This window comes from Streptococcus panodentis (genome assembly GCF_017884005.1).
GTDB classification, from domain to species: Bacteria; Bacillota; Bacilli; order Lactobacillales; family Streptococcaceae; genus Streptococcus; species Streptococcus panodentis.
This window is the reverse complement of record NZ_QFAY01000002.1, coordinates 42,360-61,836: the sequence shown is the minus strand read 5'-3', so window position 1 is coordinate 61,836 and position 19,477 is coordinate 42,360. Positions and strand designations below refer to the sequence as shown.

Sequence of the window (19,477 nt, the reverse complement as noted above, 5' to 3'; positions counted from 1 at the left end):
TTAGCAAGTAAAATATTTGACTACCCCAACATTCCGGTCCCCAGATTAGCTTCTTTTAGGCTTTTTCTGCTATACTAAGATAAAAATAAATTTTAGAAAGTGATTTATGAAGAAACAGATTATCCTTTTACTCTTTCTCGTTCTGGCCGCTGTCGGCCTAGACTATGAAACGCAGGCCTATACTTACGGCAGCATGTCCGGGACTTCCTACGGCATCGTCGGTCTGGCCGCTCTTTTGGCCCTGCTCTATATCATCCCGGCTCTCTTGACCATCCGCTATCTGGGCAGGAAATGGCAGACACCGCCGCAGAGTCTGGCGATTGCCCTGCTGGGCGGGCTCTTTATCGCTGGCTGGACCTCTGGCTTGGCCAATACCTATATCCATGAGTGGGTCAGCGCAAACTTCCCCAACACTCTGATCAGCGACCTGGAAAATGCACTTGCGGCTCCGCTGGTCGAAGAACCGCTCAAGCTGCTAGCAGTGGGCTTCGCCCTCTATCTGGCGCCGGTCAAGCAGTTCAAATCCATCCTGCTTGTCGGTATCACAGCAGGCATGGGCTTTCAGATCAGCGAGGACTTCTCCTATATCCTCTCCGATCTGCCCCAAGGTTTTTCCTATACCATATCGGGTATTCTGGGCCGCATCACTGGCGGCATCGCCTCTCACTGGCTCTACACCGGCCTGACTGCTCTGGGCCTGGCCCTCATGCTGCGCTATGCCAAGACCCAGAAAACCTACTTCCGAGCTGGTCTCTTCTACTTCCTAGCGGCCTTCGTCCTCCACTTCCTCTGGAACTCTCCGCTGACCGCTATCGAAACGGATATCCCCATCATCACACCTGCCATGACCGCTCTGGCTGTCTACCTCTTTTACCAAGCCTGCCGGACAATTCGTAAGATGGAGCGGGACGAATGGGAAGGGGAACACTAAAAAACGACCGCGAGGGTCGTTTTTTTAATCTGAATGGCTGTCTGATTAGATATATGGTTATGCTGAGATTTATTTATAATGCTCGCTTTCATACCATGAGGCATAAAGAGGATTAATTTTTTGCAGCAGCTCCTTTCCCTATCTGCACCTCTTCTCCTGTGTCTCCCCAACTAATCGACTAACTTTATCAAATTCGTTTCTTTCGATTCATCTTTCTATTGCATCCGCATTTTTTCATCAATCGCTTGTGAAGAAACAATCTCAATGATAATTTTTAAAATTTGATAAGCCGCTTCGTCATCAGTTAGATTAGAAATCTCTGATGTCATTTTACCTCTTTCTGTAAAAATAGATTCTATTTTTCATTTCTATTTTCTATTATATTGGTTCCTTCTGGAAAGTAGGGCGGTTTGTTTGAAAAATAGATTCCAAATTCTTCTAATTATATATTTCCAATTTCGGAAATTAGGTCTTCAATTTTATTTCTTAATACTGTTAACAAAACATCATTCCCTTTTTATTTTACGTAAGTAGCCGCCTTTTTCTAATTCAGCAATTGGTAAATCTGTCATTAATTGAATCCCCATACCAGGTTCATCAAACCAAGGCGCAACCAATCCTTCTTTGATTGGTATTTTCTTTAGTGCAATATAATCTGAAGTCGGTTGTAGTTTCATAAAAGGAGGCAAAGCCTTTTCACCAAATGTTGCTCCTGCAGGAGAGAAATCCCTTCCTGTTGGATTAGAACCAATCCTATTTATTCTGGTTCCTGGCAATATAACTGATTCTTTGTATTCACCATTCAAAAATCCATCTTTATGTATACTTCCATCAACCTTGCCCAAAGCACTTTCGGAAGTTCCTGGATAAATGGTGCCGCCTGTTAACTGATTAGTGTAATCTGGATTATCGTAAACTTTTTTATTTGATAGATAATGCTCAGCTTCTGGCAGTTGATACCACTGGGTTAACTTGGCTCTATCAGCCGGCTCTATTCCTGCATTTGCTAAACGATGCCATAGATTAACACGATTTATATCAATCCGCTTTTCATTGCCGATATGAGCATAAAATTTGGAAGCTCTTCGGCCTTCTGCGCTAGCTGCAAGATTACTTAAAACATTATTTTCTACCTTTATTTCCGAAGATTATAATATATTTGGTACAAAGTTATAGTTTTTTAATAAAAAGTTAGGCTAATTTCATTTTTATTTTGCTATTTTTTAAGACTATTTTAAGCCGCCTGTGCTTGGCACTCAGTCTGCCCAAAACCTCCTCCATCTCTTCTGTTTCAACCTTTTCAGCCCATCCTGCCGCCGCTCTTTCCTTAAAAAACTATTAACATTTTCTTAAACCTAACTTATATCAGCTAGCTTTAAGCCGAGGTCTGTATACTGTCTACAGAATATCTGAGAAAGAGGTACTGATATGGACTACTTAGTCATTCCTGCTTACGAACCGGATCACAATCTGCTTCGTTTAATCAGAAAAGTTAAAAATAAGCATCATTTTCATGTGATTGTCATCAATGACGGCAGTTCTGCCAAGTGCGATCATATTTTCAAAGAGGCTGAACACTATGCAACGGTGCTGCATCACAAGACCAATCAAGGCAAGGGGCAGGCTTTAAAAACGGCCTTCACCTTCATTGAAGCTCTGAAAGTCTACGGTACGGTCGTGACAGCCGATGCAGACGGCCAGCACAAGGTCTGGGATATTTTCCGCGTAGCAGCCAAGGCCGCTGAAAATCCCAATCAGCTGGTGCTGGGGGCACGCGCCTTTACGGGCAAGGTGCCCCTGCGCAGCCGCTTCGGCAACAGCCTGACCCGCACTCTCTTTAAGCTTCAGACAGGGGTCGCCGTTTCAGATACCCAGACTGGGCTGCGGGCCTTTACGACCAATATGATTCCCTTCATGATGCAGGTAGAAGGTCAGCGTTATGAATATGAGATGAACATGCTCCTTGAAGCTTCCAAGGAATACCCGATTTTGGAAGTGCCCATTAAGACGGTTTATATCAATGACAATGAGGGCTCGCACTTTAGACCCGTTCGGGATGGACTCATGATTTACAAAAATATCTTCAAATTCGCGCTGACTTCTCTCAGCAGCTTTGTCGTAGACTACATCGTCTATGCTCTGGCACTGCTCTTCTTGGCAGCCGTGCCCATTAGCCTGAGGATTCTGCTGGCCAACGGCATTGCCCGCGTCACCAGCTCCATTTTCAACTATTCAACTAACAAAAAGCTGGTCTTTAAAAACCAAGACAGCATCCTCAAAACCGGCACCGGCTATTTCAGCCTAGCTCTGGGGCTCTTTATCCTTGACACCCTCCTGATTCGGCTCTTTTACGCCGTCTTCGGCCTCAATCTCCTCCTTGTGAAAATCATCGTGGGGATGCTGCTCTTTGCCCTTTCCTGGCTGGTGCAAAAAAAGTTTATTTTCAAAGAAAGGACACATACCGCATCATGAAATTCCTAAAAAAACGCTATGTCTACGCCTCGATTCTGGGGCTGCTGCTGACCGGCTCTTTCAGCTACTCCATGCTCAAGACCTTTGTCATCGCTGAGACCATTTCAACGGTTTCTACCACGGCATCAGCTTCCAATACAGAAGCAGCCAGCAAGGCCGCCGAGACAGCGACGACGACCGATAGCAGCTATCAGGATGACAATATCTCCGTTTCCATCACAGAGAAAACTGTCAGCAACACGCAGGTCTACATTGCCGACGTAACGGTCAGCTCTTCAGAATATCTGAAAACGGCCTTCGCCCAAAACACCTATGGGACCAATGTCACGGCCAAGACTTCTGAAACAGCAGCCAACAACAACGCCATTCTGGCTGTTAACGGAGACTACTACGGGGCCAACTCCACCGGCTATGTCATCCGCAACGGCGTGGTCTACCGGGATACTGTCCGAGAGGATGCCAGCAATGGAGACCTGGCCATTTACAAAGACGGCTCCTTTAAAATCGTCTATGAAAATGAAACCTCTGCCGACCAGCTGGTCGCAGACGGGGTGGTCAACCTTCTGGCCTTCGGCCCATCTCTGGTAGAAAACGGGGAAATCACCGTCTCTACCAATTCCGAAGTCGGCCAGTCCATGTCTTCGAATCCGCGGACAGCTATCGGCATCATTGATGAAAACCATTATATCATCGTGGTATCCGACGGCCGGACCTCTGAAAGCGAGGGCCTGTCGCTCTATCAGCTGGCCGAAGTCATGAAATCCTACGGCGCAACCACTGCCTACAATCTGGATGGCGGCGGATCTTCTACCCTTTACTTTAATGGTCAGGTCATTAACAAGCCTACGACCAATGGAAATACTATCTCAGAAAGGTCGGTGAGTGACATTGTCTACATCGGTTACTAATCCCAGCAAAAAACGTTTCAGAAAAACAGCCATCGTTTACATCATTCTAAGCATTTTCTTCTTTGCTTTCAGCAGGATTTACGAATCCTTTAGCTTTGGCGAAACTTCTGTCCACATGCACTATCTCTTTGCAGTACCTGTGATTGGCGGCACCGTCCTGCTCCTGCTGCTGAAGCTGATTCCCAATCTGTCCCGTCTCAGCCTCAACCTCTGGAATTCAGCCGTAGCGGTCATTACAGCCGGCGTGCTCTTCCGCGGCATTGTCAACCTGTCCGGCCGCTCCACTACTCTGGACATGCCCTACTGGTATGTCGGTATCGCCTTTGCAGCTCTGGCCCTGCTAAGCATGCTCTTTACGCGCAGCGTGTGGAATGCAGAAGTACCTGCCCAGCCGGCTCCCAGCAAAAAAGAAGGTGAAAGACTAAGCCGGCGTGAAAGCTACAGTCAAGTATAAAGCAAAAAACCTCAGATTTTTTCTCTGAGGTTTTTAATGTAATGGTAATCCTTCTGACCATTCATTACTCTGAACAGTTAGGAAGATTTGCTTCTTCATTCACACTCATAGACACTGCCCGTCAGGGGATCGATGACCTGGACCAGCTTGAAATGGCCTTGATCATACTGGTAATGACAGATGGCACAGTTGCCAAAGCGGACCTTGGAATCCAGAGCCTGAGCCGCAACTTTGAGATAGAATGCCCACATGGCCCCGCCGTGGCTGACGACCAGAGTCGGCTCCTGCCGGTCGGCCTTGTCCATGACCTGAGTCAGAGTAAGCAGCATGCGCTCGCCAACCTGCTCTGCATCTTCTCCGCCGTAGGGGACAAAGAGATCTTCAAAGGACACCGCTCCCGGCCGAAATGTTGGCTGCAGGCGCTCAGGCTGGGCCTCAAAAAGGCCGAAATGCCATTCCTTGACCCCCTTGAGCCGGGTGTAGTCCGTCCGGCCCGAGACCAGCTCCAAAGTATCGCAGGCCCGCTCTTGGGTCGAAGAATAGAGCCGGCCAAAGCAAATACCGGCCTGCTCAAAGTAAGTCCGCGCTTGCTGTGCCTGCTCCGCTCCCAGCTCCGTCAGGGGCGAATCACAGGCCCCCTGCACCAAGCCTTCCTGATTGAAAAAAGTCTGGCCGTGCCGCATTAAATAAAGATCTTTCATTTTTCCTCCCAGCCGCTGAAATCATGGCCAATGGCCTCTACTAGATAAAACTGATTGTCTTCAAAAATAAACTTTAAAATACCGCAGTTGGTCATATGACCCAGACTGTCCAGCCGCCAGTTTTCCTGCCAGGCCCGGGCAAAATTGGCCATAGCCCCGCCGTGCGAGACCATGAGGACTGACTGACCGGGGGTCTCCTGCATAAGTTTCAAAATGGTGGCAGCCATCCGCTCCCGGACCTGAGTCTGAGACTCTCCGCCGTAAGTCACAAAGAAATCTTCGTAGGGCAGGGGCGGATTAAGGTCTTCGCTCTCGCCTTCAAAGGTACCGAAATTCCATTCTTTCAGCCCCTTGACCCGCTTGTAAGGCAGCTTGCCATCGGTCACCAGCTCCAAAGTATCGCAGGCCCGCTCCGAGGTCGAGCTGTAAGCATCGTCAAAAGTGATGCCAGCATCCTTGAAATACCGGCCGGCTACCTGAGCCTGATAGATGCCAAAAGGTGTCAGCGGCGCATCGCACCAGCCCTGAACCTTGTGCCTCAGATTGAAGAGTGTCTGACCGTGTCGCATCAGATAAAGTGTTTTTGCCATAGCGATTCCCTCTTATAACAGTTGTAGTTTTTCAAAAGCCTTGTACAGTCCGTCCTCAGTCACATCATCGGTCACCATATCGGCCATAGCCAGAATTTCCGGACCGCCATTGCCCATGGCCACACCGATCTGGCAGTAGTCCAGCATGGGAATATCGACCTTGGCATCGCCGAAGGCCAGAGTATCTTCCCGCTCGGCCCCCAAATGCTCCAGCAGCACATCAATGGCATGCGCCTTGTCAATATCCTTGACCCCCAAATCGCCAAAGAGAGCGTGCTCCCCCTTGCCGCCCCAGGTACCGGCCTTGAGATCCGGAAAGGCTTCCTTGGAGTCCAGATGGTCCTGATAGGAAGACAGGATAAAGCTGATTTTATTGAGATCGTCGCGATAGAGTTCTGCTCCGAAGACCAGACCGTGAAAGGCATCCTCCACTTTCAGATGAGCCGCTTCCTCCTGACTGGCTCCCTTGCCCAAGGCATAGGCTCGCATAGCCGGACCTGCCGCTTCACGAAAATTACGGCTGGCAAAGAGCCCGTTATTGCTTTCCAAATAAAATTCCAGCCCACGCGCCTCCAGCCAGTCCACCACCCGCTTTTCTAACTCGAAAGGAATCAGCTGGTGCATAATGATCTGACCGTCATGCTCCACATAGGAGCCGTTGCCGCCTATCATACCGTCAAAGCCAATATTCCAGATTTCCTCAGGCATTTCAGCCTTGCTGCGGCCGGTACAGACATAGACCAGATGGCCCTTTTCCCGCGCTCTGCGGATAGCCCTTACGGCCGATGCCGGAATGTGTCCTTCATAGTCCACAATGGTCCCATCCACATCTAAAAAGACTAGTTTCCTGCTCATTCTTGCTCTGCTCCTTTTTCATTCAACACAGATGCGCCATTGCTCTCAATGACTTCCTGATACCAATAGAAAGAATCCTTGCGGGAGCGGTCATAGGTGCCGTGCCCCTCATCATCCGCATCCACATAGATGAAGCCATAGCGCTTGCTCATTTCAGAAGTCGATGCGGACACCAGATCAATACAGCCCCAAGGCGTGTAGCCCATGAGCTCCACTCCGTCCTCAATGGCCTCATACATCTGCTCAATGTGGGCTTTCATATAGTCGATGCGGTAGCTGTCATGGATCGACCCGTCTGCTTCTACCTTGTCCAGCGCACCGAGGCCGTTTTCCACGATAAAGAGCGGTACCTGATAACGGTCATAGAGGTTGTTGAGCGTGATGCGCAGACCCACCGGATCAATCTGCCAGCCCCAGTCAGAGGCTTCTAGGTAAGGATTTTTCTCACCCAAAGAGAAGTTGCCGGCTGTCTTTTCGCCGGAGCCTTCAGAGGCCCTTGCCACTGAGCTCATATAATAGCTGAAGGACATGAAATCAACTGGATATTGAGCCAGCAGCTCCAAGTCGCCGTCCGCAATCTCCAGCTCAATGCCCTTTTCTTTAAAGAAACGCTTGGCATAGGCAGGGTATTTGCCTCTTACCTGCACATCGGAGAAGAAGAGGTTTTCATGGTCTTTTTTGATCTCTTCCATGACATCCAGCGGATTGCAGGTGGCAGGATAAGCCTGCATACGGGCCAGCATCATGCCGACCTGAAACTGAGGATTGATCTCCCGCGCAGCCTTGACTGCGAGGCTTGACGCCACAAACTGATGATGGGCCGCCTGATAGAGGTCTTGGAAATTCTGTTTGCCGTCTTCAAAGAGAAGGCCGCCGCCGACATAGCCCGAAATGCCCATAATATTGATTTCGTTAAAAGTCAGCCAGTATTTGACCTTGTCCTGATAGCGCTCAAAGACTGTCCGGGCGTACTTTTCAAAGAAGGCAATCACTCTTCGGTCTTTCCAGCCGCCGTATTCCAAAGCTAGATGAATCGGCGTTTCATAGTGGGAGAGGGTCACCAAGGGTTCAATGCCGTATTTGCCCAGCTCATCAAAAACCGCATCATAGAAGGCCAGACCTTCTTCATTGGGCTGGGCATCATCGCCATTTGGGAAAATCCGGCTCCAGGCAATCGAGAGGCGGAAGGTCTTAAAGCCCATTTCCGCAAAGAGGGCAATGTCTTCCTTGTAGCGGTGGTAAAAGTCCGTTCCCCAGCGCTTGGGATAGAGCCCCTCCTTGTCATGAAGGGCAAACTCGACTTTTTCCCGGGTCATCGCCGCTGAAAATCCTTCTAAGTTCTGACGTTCTTCAGGCCGGACTGCCTTGGCGGTATCCGATGTTGCCGGACCGCGGCCGCCCAGATCCCAGCCGCCTTCGTACTGGTTGGCTGCCGTAGCCCCGCCCCAGAGAAAGCCTTTTGGAAATTGTTTTTCTGCCATCAGCTTTACCTCACTTCTTTGCATTTTATACTATTATACTACTTTTTGAAAGCCTTTTCGTGTAGGATAATGAGAAATAATGATACTATTCTAACACAGAAAAATCCCCAATTTCTTGAGGATTTTATTTTTCTTATTGATTTACATTTTCCCATTTCCAGTTTTGAACTTCTGGAATGTCATCGCCGTTTTCACGGATATAGGCCGTGTGGTAAGCCACAGTTTCATCCATTTTTGCAGAAAAGTCCGCAGCTGCAGCGCCCAGAACAGCCTGAGCTGCATCCTGGGCCAGATGGAAGCGGTCCAGCTCAGACATGACCCGCATGTCAAATGGCGTGGTAATGTCTCCATTTTCACGGTAGCCGTGAGCCCGGAGCTGGTGATTGTGACGGTTAAAGAAGATGTCACGAATCATCCCTTCATAGCCGTGGAAGGCAAAGATGACTGGCTTGTCTGTTGTGAAGACTTTGTCAAACTCTTCATCGGAAAGGCCGCGCGCATCGACAGACGGATGGCGGAGTTTGAGGATGTCCACTACGTTGACAAAGCGGATTTTCAGCTCTGGAAAGGCCTTATGAAGAATGGATACTGCAGCCAATGCTTCTAAGTTTGGCTCCGTTCCTGCTGCCGCAAAGACAACATCCGGTTCTTCGTCCTTCGATACAGTGGAAGCCCAGTCGATGACTTTGTAGCCCTCACGGACCAGCTCCTCTGCTTCAGCTACAGAGTAGAATTGCGGCCGCGGATGCTTGGAAGCGACAATCAGATTGATCTTATCCTCTGCTTTGAAGGCCTTGTCCATCACAGCCAGCAGGCTGTTGGTATCAGCCGGCAGGTACTCCCGGATATACTCGGGAGTTTTCTCTGCCAAGTGGGTCAGGATCCCCGGATCTTGGTGGGTATAGCCATTATGGTCCTGCTGGAATACGGTCGAAGTCGCCAGCAGGTTCAGGGCCGGATAGTTCTTGCGCCAAGTTGTATGCGTCTTAGACTTGCGCAGCCATTTGAAATGCTGGGTTACCATCGAGTCCACTACCCGCAGGAATGACTCGTAGGAAGCAAAGAAGCCATGGCGGCCGGTCAGAACATAGCCTTCCAAGAGACCTTCTGCCTGGTGCTCAGATAATTGTGAGTCAATGACACGGCCTGCAGGACTCAGAGCCTCATCATAGTCGGGCTTCATGCGGCCCAGCCACTGACGGTTGGTACGGGTAAAGACTTCCTGCAGGCGGTTGGACTTGGTTTCATCCGGACCAAAGATACGGAAATTATCCGGATTGGCCTCTACCAAATCAGCCGCATACTTCCCAAACTCAATCATGTCCTGAGCCATAATGGCACCTGGACTTTCAATGGCAAAAGCATGCTTCTTCCAGTCTGCGGTATCCATTGGCTTAATGACACCCGCATTGGTGATTGGGTTCATGGCCATCCGACGGTCGCCCTGAGGCGCGATAGCCGCGATTTCCGGCAGAATCCTGCCATTTTCGTCAAAGAGTTCCTCTGGACGGTAGGACTGCAGCCAGTCCAGCAGAGCATCGACATGTTCCATGTGATGGGCATCTACCGGAATTGGGACTTGGTGAGCCCGGAAGCCGCCTTCAATCGGCGTCCCTTCCCAAGACTTCGGCCCCGTCCATCCCTTAGGAATGCGGGCAACCAAGACAGGGAAGAAAGCCTGACTGGCTTCTTCAGCCCGGCCCTTGCGCGCCTTAGCCTGCACAGCCTTGATTTCCTCAATGGCTTCATCCAATTTGGCCGCAAAGAGAGCATGAGCTGCTTCATGATTTTCAGACAGGGCCGTCACATCTGCAAAAATCGGCTTCCAGCCCAGCCCCTCAAAGAAGAGGGTTAATTCTTCGTCTGTTTTGCGCTCGAAAATGGTCGGATTATGGATCTTGCCGCCGTTGAGATAGAAAATCGGCAGGACAGCTCCGTCATTGACCGGATTGATAAAGGTATTGGACAGCCAGCCCGCCATCAAAGGACCCGTCTCCCCTTCACCGTCACCGATGACGGTCGCCGCAATGACATTCGGATTGTCCAAGACAGCTCCGGCAGCATGAGACAGCGCATAGCCCAGCTCACCGCCCTCATGGATAGAGCCCGGAGTTTCAGGCGCTGCGTGGGAGGCAATGCCGCCTGGGAAGGAGAAAATCTTACAGAGCTGCTTAAAGCCTTCTTCATTTTGCGGAATGTCTGGATTGAGCTCAGTATAGGAACCGTCAAGGTAAGAGTTGGATACCATGACCTGACCGCCGTGGCCCGGCCCTTCGATGTAAAACATATCCAAATCATACTTGTTTATCGCCCGGTTGAGGTGGGCATAGATAAAGTTCTGACCCGGAACGGTCCCCCAGTGGCCAATCGGATGGGCCTTGAGGTCATGCTCTGCTACTGAGCGTCTGAGCAGGGGATTGTCCTTCAGGTACATCTGTGCTGCTGAAATATAGTTAGCTGCCCGCCACCAGGCATCTACCTTGTCCAAATAAGCTTTTGAGCTGTAATCACTTGTCATATCTTCCTCACTTTACTATTGCGAAAGGGCAGACCGCCCTGGCGCTGATATCGTCATTTAGTTTATCTTTTATTACTTTGTTAGCTCGCCTTGCCGTACGCCAGTACTGTCTGCAGCTCGCTGCCTCGTACTAAAAGCAAACTAAAAGACTGTATTGCACTTCTATTATAACTTTCCTGTCCAGCCCCTAAAAGAGCAAATTTCACACAAAGGGGTGTTCATGCTTGGGCTGCTTAGGAAAATGGATGCCCTGCCAAAAGCAGAAAATCATCCTCTTTCCCAAAGAAAAATCAAAGGGTAATAAAACAGCTGCGATTTATTACTTTTTATATTTTATCATACTTTTCTGAGAATGCCGGCCTACCGGCTCAAAAAAGCAAAGAAAATCAGCAAGACAGGCCGCTCCCCTCCTGCTCTGATGAATCTTATACGGTATCTTCCAAAAGATCCATCCCTCTGTGGGTGAGGACACAGCCATCATGGGAGTCTGTCCCACCGCCTTTCACAATCTTCAGCAGCTTTCCAGCCGATTGGGACTGACCCAGTTTGCAGAGATTTTCCAAGAGCAGAAAGCTATAAGGAGGCACACTAGGCGCAAAAACCCCGAACAGCTGCAGCCGTTCGGAGCTTCCCTTATTTGTCAAAAAAGGTATGAGTCGCCTGATAGATATGGCGGGCGGTAGCCGAGTTATTCATGGTATAGAGATGAATGCCGGCCGCATCGTGAGTGACCAGGTCCACGATTTGATCGATGGCATAAGCCAGACCGGCCGCTCTGAGGGATTCTGGATCATGCTCATATTTATCCAGAATGGCCCGAAACTTTCTGGGCAGCTTGATATTCTCACAGGTCTTGAGCAGACGCAGGGCCTGATTGCGGTTGAGAATGGGCATAATCCCAGCATGAATCGGCACCTCAATCCCAGCCAAGGTGCACTTATCCTGAAAATCATAGAAGCGCTCATTGTCAAAGAAGAGCTGGGTCACAAGGCTGGAACAGCCGGCATCCACCTTCTTTTTCAGATTCTGAATATCAGAAATCTGATTGGGCGAATCCGGATGGCCTTCCGGATAGCAGGCACCGATAATGTCAAAATGCGGCGCTTCTTCCTTGATATAGGCAATCAAATCCGTCGCATATCGGAAGTCATCCTTAGGCGCCACATCAGGGAAAATATCTCCCCGCAGGGCCAAGACACTGTGAACGCCGACCCGATCCAGAGCCTGCAGCGTATGGGACACCCTGTCCTTGGTCAGATAAACCGCAGGCAGATGGGCAATGGTCGGAATCTTCAAATCATTGTAAATAAAGTCGGCCAAACGGACCGTGGTCTCCTCGATATTAAACTTATTATTGCTGGCCGTCACACTGATAAAATGGGGCGCAATATCCTGCATTTCCTTCAATGCCTGAAGAATTTTTTCATTGCCTACTGCCGGATTGGGAGGAAATACTTCAAATGAGAGACTGGGCGTTTGGCGATTCACCATTGCTTACAATTCCTTTCAAGCTCATTATTCAGGGCCGCAACCATCCTGCAAATGCAAATCTGCAGGATGGTTGGCTCTGATTGTTGGTTTTTATTTAGAAGGCGGTGGACAGCCTCTTTCAAAGCTTAGCGAAGACCCTGTCTTGCTGCCTTAGCCGCTTCTACCAAGCGGCTAAGGCTGGCCTTGGTTTCGCTGATACCGCGGGTCTTGAGTCCGCAGTCAGGGTTGATCCAGACCTTGCTGCTTGGCACCTTGGCCAAGATGGCTTCGATGGTATGGTCGATTTCCCCTTCATTTGGGACGCGCGGTGAGTGGATATCATAGACACCAGGACCGACTTCTGTCTGGAAGTTCTGTGCCTTGAGCTCGTCCAGGATTTCCAAGTTTGAGCGGCTGGCTTCAAAGGAAATCACGTCGGCATCCATGTTGTCGATAGCCGGGATGATATCGGTAAATTCTGAGTAGCACATGTGGGTATGGATCTGGGTATCTGGCGCCACAGTTGAGTGCACCAGACGGAAGGCCGGAATGGCCCAGTCCAGATAGTCTTCATACCAGTCGCTGCGGCGGAGCGGCAGTTTTTCCCGCAGAGCCGCTTCGTCAATCTGAATGATCTTGATTCCAGCTGCTTCCAGATCCAGCACCTCATCCTTGATGGCAAGGGCAATCTGCAGAGTAGAGTCTTTGATAGAGATGTCTTCACGCGGGAAGGACCAGTTGAGAATGGTCACCGGACCGGTCAGCATACCCTTCACCGGCTTGTCGGTGCGGCTTTGGGCATAGCTGGACCATTTGACTGTGATTGGATTGAGACGGGTGACATCACCCCAGATGATCGGCGGTTTTACCCCACGCATACCATAGGACTGCACCCAGCCGTTCTTGCTGAAGAGGTAGCCTGACAAGTTTTGACCAAAGTACTCTACCATGTCATTGCGCTCAAACTCGCCGTGCACCAGCACGTCAAAGCCGACTTCCTCCTGCCACTTGATCCAGTCGTCAATCTGCTCCGCCAAGAACTGGTCATAGTCTTCCTGAGACAGCTCGCCCTTGCGGAAGGCCAAGCGCTTGGCACGGACTTCCTTGGTCTGCGGGAAGGAGCCGATAGTGGTTGTTGGCAACGGCGGCAGATTGAGTGCCTTGTGCTGGATCTCTTCACGCTCTGCAAAGGCTGGCAGGCGGATGTAGTCTGCATCCGTCAGACCCGCCAGACGGGCTGCCAGTTCTGCATTTTGACCGACACGCTCTGCTGCAAAGAGAGCTTTATTGGCCGCCAAGGCTTCTGCACCGCCGCCCTTGCGGATAGCGTCCAGGTCACGGATTTCGTCCAATTTCTCCACCGCAAAGGCAAAGTGGTTCAAGATTGCTGGTTCAAATGCTTCATTAGCCGTTGTAAATGGCACATGGAGAAGGGAACATGAGCTTGTCAAAACAACATTTTCAGCTGAGACTTGCTCAAGCACTGCCAAGCTCTTTTCGTAGTTGTTGCGCCAGATGTTCTTCCCATTGACAATACCAGCATAAAGAGTCTTGTCAGCTGGGAAACCGCCTTTGACAAGTTCAAGTGTTTTCTTGCCTTCGACAAAGTCCAGACCGATGGCATCAACCGGCAGCTCAATCAGCTCTGCATAGATGTCACGCACATCCCCGAAGTAGGTCTGAATCAGGACTTCCAGGCCCTTCTTATCCGCCAGCAGCTTCTTGTAAAGGTCCAAGAAGAGTGCTTTTTCTGCTGCAGACAGGTCCTTGACCAGACTTGGCTCGTCCAGCTGGATACGCTCCGCGCCCAACTCGGCCAATTTGGCAAAGACTTCCTGATAGGCCGCAGCCAAGCTGTCAACAAAGTCAGCCGGTGCTACACCATCTTCAAAGTCAGAAACCTGTAAGAGTGTGAATGGGCCGACCACCACTGGGCGGGTTACCAAGCCCAGCTCCTTGGCTTCGGCAAATTCATCAAAAATTTTGCGGCCGGCCAGTTTGACCTCTGTCTCTTTTTCAAATTTGGGAACGATATAGTGGTAGTTGGTGTTGAACCATTTCTTCATCGGAAGCGCACGGACATCGCCTTTTTCGCCCTGATAGCCGCGAGCCAAGGCAAAGTAGCGCTCCAGATCAGTCAGATCCAGCCCCTGCACAGATGATGGCACCACGTTAAAGAGGAAAGCCGCATCCAAGACATTGTCATAGTGGGAAAAGTCATTTGACGGAATCTCAGTGATGCCTTTTTCCTTGACGATATTCCAGTGCTTGGCGCGCAGCTCCTTGGCTGCAGCCAGCAGCTCTTCTGCTGAGATTTCATGTCTAAAATACTTTTCCGTTGTAAATTTCAACTCGCGGAATTCACCCAAACGCGGGAAACCAATGATTGTCGTTGACATAATCGTCCTCCAAAAAAACTTGTTGACACTATCTTATCAGAAAATCTCACCCCTGTATAATTGGAATTTTTCAGAGTTTGTTATAGTCTAAAACTATAACCCATCTCGTCAACCAAGCCAAAATCCCCATTCTAGCAGCACCATTGCCTGAAAATATGGTTTGCTATAGGCGAAAGTTATGACCTTGGAAAGAAAAAAACAGCGAGAGGAAACTCGCTGGCAGCTATGATGATTTCACTTTCTCACTCTGTTTCATGATACAGCTTTCTAGCCCTTTCAATATCATAGTATTGATCAAATTCTTCTTTGGAACTGACTGTGTGTTCTTGTCCATCCATCGAAAGCTCTTTAGGTATCTTAGAATCTTTATAAAGATTATAATCGTTTGGTAAAAACTTTGAATAAACTGATGTAGCTCTATCAACGCTATCAAAGCTATTTTCGTTTAGTAAAACGATAACCTGTGAATCCTTTTTCTCTAAAATGCTCATTGCCTTTTTATCTGAACTTATTGGGGTATCTGCCCAATTCTCTGACTTGATTGTAAAATGATAACCCCATACATCGCTCTTTATTCCAAAGTTAGATATATTACCAAAATCCATAGTAGGATAGGGAAGACTTATATTTTCAATGGACTTCACTTCTTCAATTTTTCTTGTTTGGAGATTTAAAAATACTTTCTTCTTTTTCTCATTCTCATAGTCTTCCAAAGGTCTAATGTAAAGCGCCAACAAATCTTTCCCTTTATAAGAATAGACTGGACCAATATCATTTGAAATATAACCCTTTTTATATTCGTCTACGATAGCCAATAAGTCTATTTCAGGTTCTTCTTTCAACCTGTCTCCCTCTACTTTATAAAGCGATAAAGTCCAATAGGCGTCCCTTCTGACTGGTTCATATATTGCCGAAGGATGCTTGGGAAGCTTCATATTCTCTCTAAGAATATAGTTTTGAGAGGTGGGATTGCGCCATTCTGTAAACAATTGCTTGTTATACTTGCGCAGTTCTGTTTCTTCAGCCCGATCTACATCCCAATGTACAACAACCCCTTTGCCATCCGCAATAATTTGATAAGAATCTATTTTTCCTTTTCCAGTGTAATACTGGTAGCCTGTATATTTCTTAATCAAATACTCCTGATAAAGATAAAAACCTATACCAACTACTAAACCGATTCCTAAGAGAATAAGCGAAACACGAAAAAATTTCTTTCTAGTCATCTTCATTCTTTACCTCGTTACTGTTTGCTGTGAGCTCATGTCTTCAAGTTTAAATTTGTTTCCTTTATATTTCTCTCCTTTGCCGGGTATGGTTCCAGCGCATCCTTCTTGCCGCTGCGCTCCTCCTGGCCGTAGGTCAGCTGATAGGAGGTCGGCACCTGCCCCAGACCCAGACGGTAAGTTAGAAAGTCAAAGTACTAAAAGGAAAATGTCCTTGTTCTATTATACCATATGAGAACTAGGCTGGGGAAGGGGCATGAAGAATAAGAACGGAGAACAAAAGAAAACCACCTGAAAATGATTTCAGGTGGAATAACATAAAGCCATTTATTATTGACTTTTCTAGTCTATTCTTATCCGCGCCGGGAAGTGCGCTATCATATTTGCCTGGTTGGCTTGACGCTTCATTTCCAGCACTGGCATCCATAGGCGGTTGAGTATACATCTTATCCTTACCAATTGGCTTAACTTGTGTTTTAGTTGCTTGTGCTGGTCCAACCATCCCGTCTTCACGGTTCAAACGTTGTGCGATTCCTGTTGCAATAGCCGTATCCATCTCTACAAACGTGTCCGCTACACTATTGAGGTAAACATCCAAAGACTGCACTGTTTCTGTCAAAGATTCCATTGAACTTTTAACTTTTTCCGTTGCGGCCTGAAAATTTGCGGTCACTGGTGCTTCAATCAAGCTGTTTTCCGTACTTGTTGGAATTGTATCTGTATAAGCTTTAAAGGAGGCTTCAACACCTTTAATCGTTTGGGCGCTGATTCGTTTTTCACCCTCTTTGTTACTTGCCATCTTTTTCTCCTTTCTTACTCTGTTTCATGATACAGCTTTTTAGCCTTTTCAATATCATAGTATCGGTCAAACTCTTCTTTGGAGTTGACAATGTGTTCCTGGCTGTCAACAGACAGTTCTGGGGGAATCGTTGTATTTTTAAACGGATTAATACTTGGTAAAAATAAACTATAAATTCTTGCTTCTTTACTGTACTTCTCTGCACTATTTTGAGCGGTTAAAATATATGTCAATGTCTCTTTTTTGTCTAATAGCCTGTAAGCAGAAGTATTTTCCTCAAATTGAGAATTATCAAGAACCTTTTTATTTATAGAAAATTGATTACTACCAGGTATTGTATTAATACCACTCTCATTACTATACCAGTAGTTAAAGAGACTAACTTTTGGTAAAGGAAACTCGTCAGTCAAGCTTTTTATTTCCTCAATTTTTCTTGTTTTCAAATCAAGAAAAATAGTTTTTCTCCCTTGTCTATCATTTATATGGTGAACGTCTATTCCTAAGTATTCCTTACTATTCCAACGATAAAACCCTCTTAACTCTCTAGGGAGATAATCAGAATCATAGTTCTCTACAGTATCATAAAGATCTAGTTCATCCTCTTTTTGAAGCTTATTGCCATCAATATGATAAACACTGAGAGTCCAATAAGAACCGTCAGACTCGTGTACTTAAATACTTAGGATCGTCTTTTAATTTTACATTATGGTGCAAAATATAATTTGAACTTTTAGGATCCCCCCTCAGATAGGTAGTATAATTGCCAAACTCATTCATCTTTTTGTCTTCTTCCGGAGTCATTGAAGTCCAATGGACAATAGCGCCCGCACCATCCGCAATGATTTCATAATCATCAATCTTTGCTTTACCCGTATACTTATGGAATTGTCCGTAATATTGTTTATTGCAGTAGAGGTAGAGGGTCCAAGACAGCAAAGATGAGAGCAATACTACTCCCAAGGTAATAACTGTTTTTGTTTTAGTCCATTTCATAATCGGTCTCCTATTTCCGATTTGCCCTTTTCAGCTTTGCCTTCTTCCTTCTCCTCCACAAATTCCCGGAGCAGCCTGTATATCACCGCAAAGACAGGGGTGAAAAAGATCATGCCGACCAAGCCAAATAGGTTGCCGCCAATCAGGGCCGCAGCCAGGGTAAAGAGAGTCGGCAGGCCGACGGACTGGCCGACCACGCGCGGATAGATGACATTGCCCTCAATCAGCTGCACCGCCTGAAAAACGACAATGGACAGCAGAGCCTTCCAGGGGCTGTCGGTAAAGATAAAGATGGCGCCCAACGCACAGGCTGAGAAAGGCCCGATATAGGGGATGAAAGAGAGGACCCCTGTCAGAACGCCGGTCAGTGCTGCATAGGGCAGGCCCGTCAGGGAGTAAGCCGCAAAGACCAGCAGGCCGACGATAACCGCCTCAATCAGCTGGCCCATGAGAAATCTGTCATAGGTTTCCACAATGACCGTCCCGACATAGGAAAGCTTGCGAACGGCCTTTTCCGGCAGGAGCACCCGCATCAGTCGGCCCGTAATCCTCTGCAGATGCTCCTTGCTGGCCAAAATAGCAAACATGAGGAAAATAGACATAATGACTGAGAAGAAATTGCCGAAGACGGCGGAGATATTGCCGGTCAGACTGCCTAAAAGGGAAATAGCCCGATTGACAATATCACTGTTCTGCAGCTGCTTGGTCAGGTCTTGCAGCTGGCTGGAAGAAAGGAGACCTGACTGCTGCAGCCACTTGGCGACCTGCGGGGCCACCTTGCCGACCGTGCTGCTGAGCTGATTGACCGCTGTGGTCAGGGTCGGCACCACAATAGAGACAATGCCCGCCAGAATCAGAAGCAAAATCAGCACTTCTAAGAGCAGGGCCAAGGGCCGGTGCAGCTTTTGGGGCACCCGGCATTTGGTCAGCAGATTTTCCAGCTTTTTCATCGGGACATTGAAGACAAAGGCCAGAGCACCGCCCAGAATAATGGGAAAAAAGACTGCCGCCAGACTCTGCAGACCGGACCAGATACGCCCGATATAGAGCACCAGAGCCAGAGCAAGCGCCGCAAAGACGATCAGTTTATAGGATTCATTTATTTTTTTCATACAAGTTCCTTTACGCTTTTGTCATTTCCTTATTTTATCATACTTTTCCCGCTCTTTCGAGCAGGGAAAGTCCTCTATCCATTCTATTTGGCTTCCACAGTCTTTCTCTCAAGAGGAGTCTGTCCCACCGCCATACTGCTCGCTTTTAGCCAAAATATACTATTGATTATCCCGCCGCTGCTCCTGAAAATACAGTTTTCCCATCACTGTGCCGACTCCTTTCGCCAAGGTCTGTCATAGCGGTACCAGCGGTTGACACTGGGATTGGCCAGCTTGCTGAAAGGATAGACTGGCCTGCCTTCCCTAATCAGCATATCCTCCAGATAGTCCCGCAGCATCCAGACATGAGCCGGGTCGGGCCCCTGCATGTCAAGGACTGCTGCCAGCTCTTTGGCAGAAAGGCCCAGGTCAGCCCGCACCCGCTCCTCTGGATAGCCCAGCCGGCGGTAATTTTCCTGCAGTTCTGCAGCGGTATGCTGCCGCTCACTTCTATTTAGTATTCGTCTTCCTCACTTTCTGGATTTATTATAACAAAAGCAGCGGAACCTGTCTCCGATATGCTATACTG

The 19,477-nt window shown here is 48.2% G+C and carries 19 protein-coding genes; 4 read left to right on the top strand and 15 right to left on the bottom strand.

Annotated elements, in window-relative coordinates:
• The first annotated feature begins 106 nt into the window (after window positions 1–106).
• Entirely contained in the window at window positions 107–931 is an 825-nt protein-coding gene (locus DHL47_RS01300) for a PrsW family intramembrane metalloprotease (protein ID WP_128834485.1), read from the top strand.
• Window positions 932–1,437: 506 nt separating this feature from the next.
• On the opposite strand, the gene DHL47_RS13290 is transcribed toward DHL47_RS01300, so the two are convergent.
• The gene (locus tag DHL47_RS13290) at window positions 1,438–1,776 is read right to left on the bottom strand and encodes a TNT domain-containing protein (RefSeq protein ID WP_245335509.1); all 339 of its coding nucleotides are present in this window, start codon (window positions 1,774–1,776) and stop codon (window positions 1,438–1,440) included.
• Window positions 1,777–2,359: 583 nt separating this feature from the next.
• Between DHL47_RS13290 and DHL47_RS01285 the strand changes: the two genes are divergently transcribed.
• Genes DHL47_RS01285 through DHL47_RS01275 form a run of 3 tightly spaced genes read left to right on the top strand, consistent with a single transcriptional unit; the run spans window position 2,360 to window position 4,765 of the window.
• Complete coding sequence (locus tag DHL47_RS01285) at window positions 2,360–3,403, top strand: bifunctional glycosyltransferase family 2/GtrA family protein (RefSeq protein WP_209550639.1); 1,044 nt, start codon at window positions 2,360–2,362, stop codon at window positions 3,401–3,403.
• On the top strand, window positions 3,400–4,311 hold the full coding sequence (locus DHL47_RS01280; RefSeq protein WP_128834490.1) for a phosphodiester glycosidase family protein: 912 nt from the start codon (window positions 3,400–3,402) through the stop codon (window positions 4,309–4,311). The genes DHL47_RS01285 and DHL47_RS01280 overlap by 4 nt, the downstream gene beginning before the upstream one ends.
• Window positions 4,292–4,765 carry a hypothetical protein gene (locus DHL47_RS01275; protein ID WP_164828330.1) on the top strand — a complete coding sequence of 158 codons (474 nt, stop codon included), beginning with the start codon at window positions 4,292–4,294 and terminating at the stop codon, window positions 4,763–4,765. The genes DHL47_RS01280 and DHL47_RS01275 overlap by 20 nt, the downstream gene beginning before the upstream one ends.
• Before the next feature lie 95 nt (window positions 4,766–4,860).
• On the opposite strand, the gene DHL47_RS01270 is transcribed toward DHL47_RS01275, so the two are convergent.
• The 14 genes from DHL47_RS01270 to DHL47_RS01210 form a co-directional block, all read right to left on the bottom strand.
• Entirely contained in the window at window positions 4,861–5,466 is a 606-nt protein-coding gene (locus tag DHL47_RS01270; RefSeq protein ID WP_209550638.1) for a histidine phosphatase family protein, read from the bottom strand.
• Window positions 5,463–6,056 (bottom strand): histidine phosphatase family protein, encoded by a 594-nt coding sequence (locus DHL47_RS01265; RefSeq protein ID WP_209550637.1) that lies wholly within the window; start codon window positions 6,054–6,056, stop codon window positions 5,463–5,465. The genes DHL47_RS01270 and DHL47_RS01265 overlap by 4 nt, the downstream gene beginning before the upstream one ends.
• Before the next feature lie 12 nt (window positions 6,057–6,068).
• Entirely contained in the window at window positions 6,069–6,911 is an 843-nt protein-coding gene (locus DHL47_RS01260) for an HAD family hydrolase (RefSeq protein ID WP_209550636.1), read from the bottom strand.
• The gene (locus DHL47_RS01255; RefSeq protein ID WP_209550635.1) at window positions 6,908–8,392 is read right to left on the bottom strand and encodes a glycoside hydrolase family 1 protein; all 1,485 of its coding nucleotides are present in this window, start codon (window positions 8,390–8,392) and stop codon (window positions 6,908–6,910) included. The genes DHL47_RS01260 and DHL47_RS01255 overlap by 4 nt, the downstream gene beginning before the upstream one ends.
• A gap of 133 nt (window positions 8,393–8,525) precedes the next feature.
• A complete protein-coding gene (locus DHL47_RS01250; RefSeq protein WP_209550634.1) occupies window positions 8,526–10,910 on the bottom strand; it encodes a phosphoketolase family protein in 2,385 nt (794 codons plus the stop codon).
• A gap of 425 nt (window positions 10,911–11,335) precedes the next feature.
• A complete protein-coding gene (locus DHL47_RS01245; protein ID WP_209550633.1) occupies window positions 11,336–11,554 on the bottom strand; it encodes a hypothetical protein in 219 nt (72 codons plus the stop codon).
• The gene (metF, locus tag DHL47_RS01240) at window positions 11,544–12,401 is read right to left on the bottom strand and encodes a methylenetetrahydrofolate reductase [NAD(P)H] (RefSeq protein WP_128834503.1); all 858 of its coding nucleotides are present in this window, start codon (window positions 12,399–12,401) and stop codon (window positions 11,544–11,546) included. The genes DHL47_RS01245 and metF overlap by 11 nt, the downstream gene beginning before the upstream one ends.
• Window positions 12,402–12,526: 125 nt before the next feature.
• On the bottom strand, window positions 12,527–14,779 hold the full coding sequence (gene metE, locus DHL47_RS01235) for a 5-methyltetrahydropteroyltriglutamate--homocysteine S-methyltransferase (RefSeq protein ID WP_209550632.1): 2,253 nt from the start codon (window positions 14,777–14,779) through the stop codon (window positions 12,527–12,529).
• Between the two features lie 242 nt (window positions 14,780–15,021).
• On the bottom strand, window positions 15,022–16,005 hold the full coding sequence (locus DHL47_RS01230; RefSeq protein ID WP_245335508.1) for a hypothetical protein: 984 nt from the start codon (window positions 16,003–16,005) through the stop codon (window positions 15,022–15,024).
• A 238-nt stretch (window positions 16,006–16,243) separates the two neighbouring features.
• A complete protein-coding gene (locus DHL47_RS01225) occupies window positions 16,244–16,804 on the bottom strand; it encodes a hypothetical protein (RefSeq protein WP_209550630.1) in 561 nt (186 codons plus the stop codon).
• A 14-nt stretch (window positions 16,805–16,818) separates the two neighbouring features.
• Window positions 16,819–17,214: a hypothetical protein gene (locus DHL47_RS13285; protein WP_245335507.1), complete on the bottom strand. Its 396-nt coding sequence runs from the start codon at window positions 17,212–17,214 to the stop codon at window positions 16,819–16,821.
• Between the two features lie 247 nt (window positions 17,215–17,461).
• Window positions 17,462–17,797 carry a hypothetical protein gene (locus DHL47_RS13280; protein WP_245335506.1) on the bottom strand — a complete coding sequence of 112 codons (336 nt, stop codon included), beginning with the start codon at window positions 17,795–17,797 and terminating at the stop codon, window positions 17,462–17,464.
• The gene (locus DHL47_RS01215; RefSeq protein ID WP_209550629.1) at window positions 17,794–18,909 is read right to left on the bottom strand and encodes an AI-2E family transporter; all 1,116 of its coding nucleotides are present in this window, start codon (window positions 18,907–18,909) and stop codon (window positions 17,794–17,796) included. Before DHL47_RS01215 ends, DHL47_RS13280 begins: the two co-directional genes overlap by 4 nt.
• A gap of 203 nt (window positions 18,910–19,112) precedes the next feature.
• The gene (locus DHL47_RS01210) at window positions 19,113–19,409 is read right to left on the bottom strand and encodes a DUF2316 family protein (RefSeq protein ID WP_128834516.1); all 297 of its coding nucleotides are present in this window, start codon (window positions 19,407–19,409) and stop codon (window positions 19,113–19,115) included.
• Window positions 19,410–19,477 lie beyond the last annotated feature (68 nt).

What these genes read in the sequence shown, in the direction of transcription:
- DHL47_RS01300 (WP_128834485.1), top strand. Translation starts at nt 107, where the DNA reads ATGAAGAAACAGATTATCCTTTTACTCTTTCTCGTTCTGGCCGCTGTC.
- DHL47_RS01285 (WP_209550639.1), top strand. Translation starts at nt 2,360, where the DNA reads ATGGACTACTTAGTCATTCCTGCTTACGAACCGGATCACAATCTGCTT.
- DHL47_RS01280 (WP_128834490.1), top strand. Translation starts at nt 3,400, where the DNA reads ATGAAATTCCTAAAAAAACGCTATGTCTACGCCTCGATTCTGGGGCTG.
- DHL47_RS01270 (WP_209550638.1), bottom strand. Translation starts at nt 5,466, where the DNA reads ATGAAAGATCTTTATTTAATGCGGCACGGCCAGACTTTTTTCAATCAG.
- DHL47_RS01265 (WP_209550637.1), bottom strand. Translation starts at nt 6,056, where the DNA reads ATGGCAAAAACACTTTATCTGATGCGACACGGTCAGACACTCTTCAAT.
- DHL47_RS01260 (WP_209550636.1), bottom strand. Translation starts at nt 6,911, where the DNA reads ATGAGCAGGAAACTAGTCTTTTTAGATGTGGATGGGACCATTGTGGAC.
- DHL47_RS01255 (WP_209550635.1), bottom strand. Translation starts at nt 8,392, where the DNA reads ATGGCAGAAAAACAATTTCCAAAAGGCTTTCTCTGGGGCGGGGCTACG.
- DHL47_RS01250 (WP_209550634.1), bottom strand. Translation starts at nt 10,910, where the DNA reads ATGACAAGTGATTACAGCTCAAAAGCTTATTTGGACAAGGTAGATGCC.
- metF (WP_128834503.1), bottom strand. Translation starts at nt 12,401, where the DNA reads ATGGTGAATCGCCAAACGCCCAGTCTCTCATTTGAAGTATTTCCTCCC.
- metE (WP_209550632.1), bottom strand. Translation starts at nt 14,779, where the DNA reads ATGTCAACGACAATCATTGGTTTCCCGCGTTTGGGTGAATTCCGCGAG.
- DHL47_RS01230 (WP_245335508.1), bottom strand. Translation starts at nt 16,005, where the DNA reads ATGACTAGAAAGAAATTTTTTCGTGTTTCGCTTATTCTCTTAGGAATC.
- DHL47_RS01225 (WP_209550630.1), bottom strand. Translation starts at nt 16,804, where the DNA reads ATGGCAAGTAACAAAGAGGGTGAAAAACGAATCAGCGCCCAAACGATT.
- DHL47_RS13280 (WP_245335506.1), bottom strand. Translation starts at nt 17,797, where the DNA reads ATGAAATGGACTAAAACAAAAACAGTTATTACCTTGGGAGTAGTATTG.
- DHL47_RS01215 (WP_209550629.1), bottom strand. Translation starts at nt 18,909, where the DNA reads ATGAAAAAAATAAATGAATCCTATAAACTGATCGTCTTTGCGGCGCTT.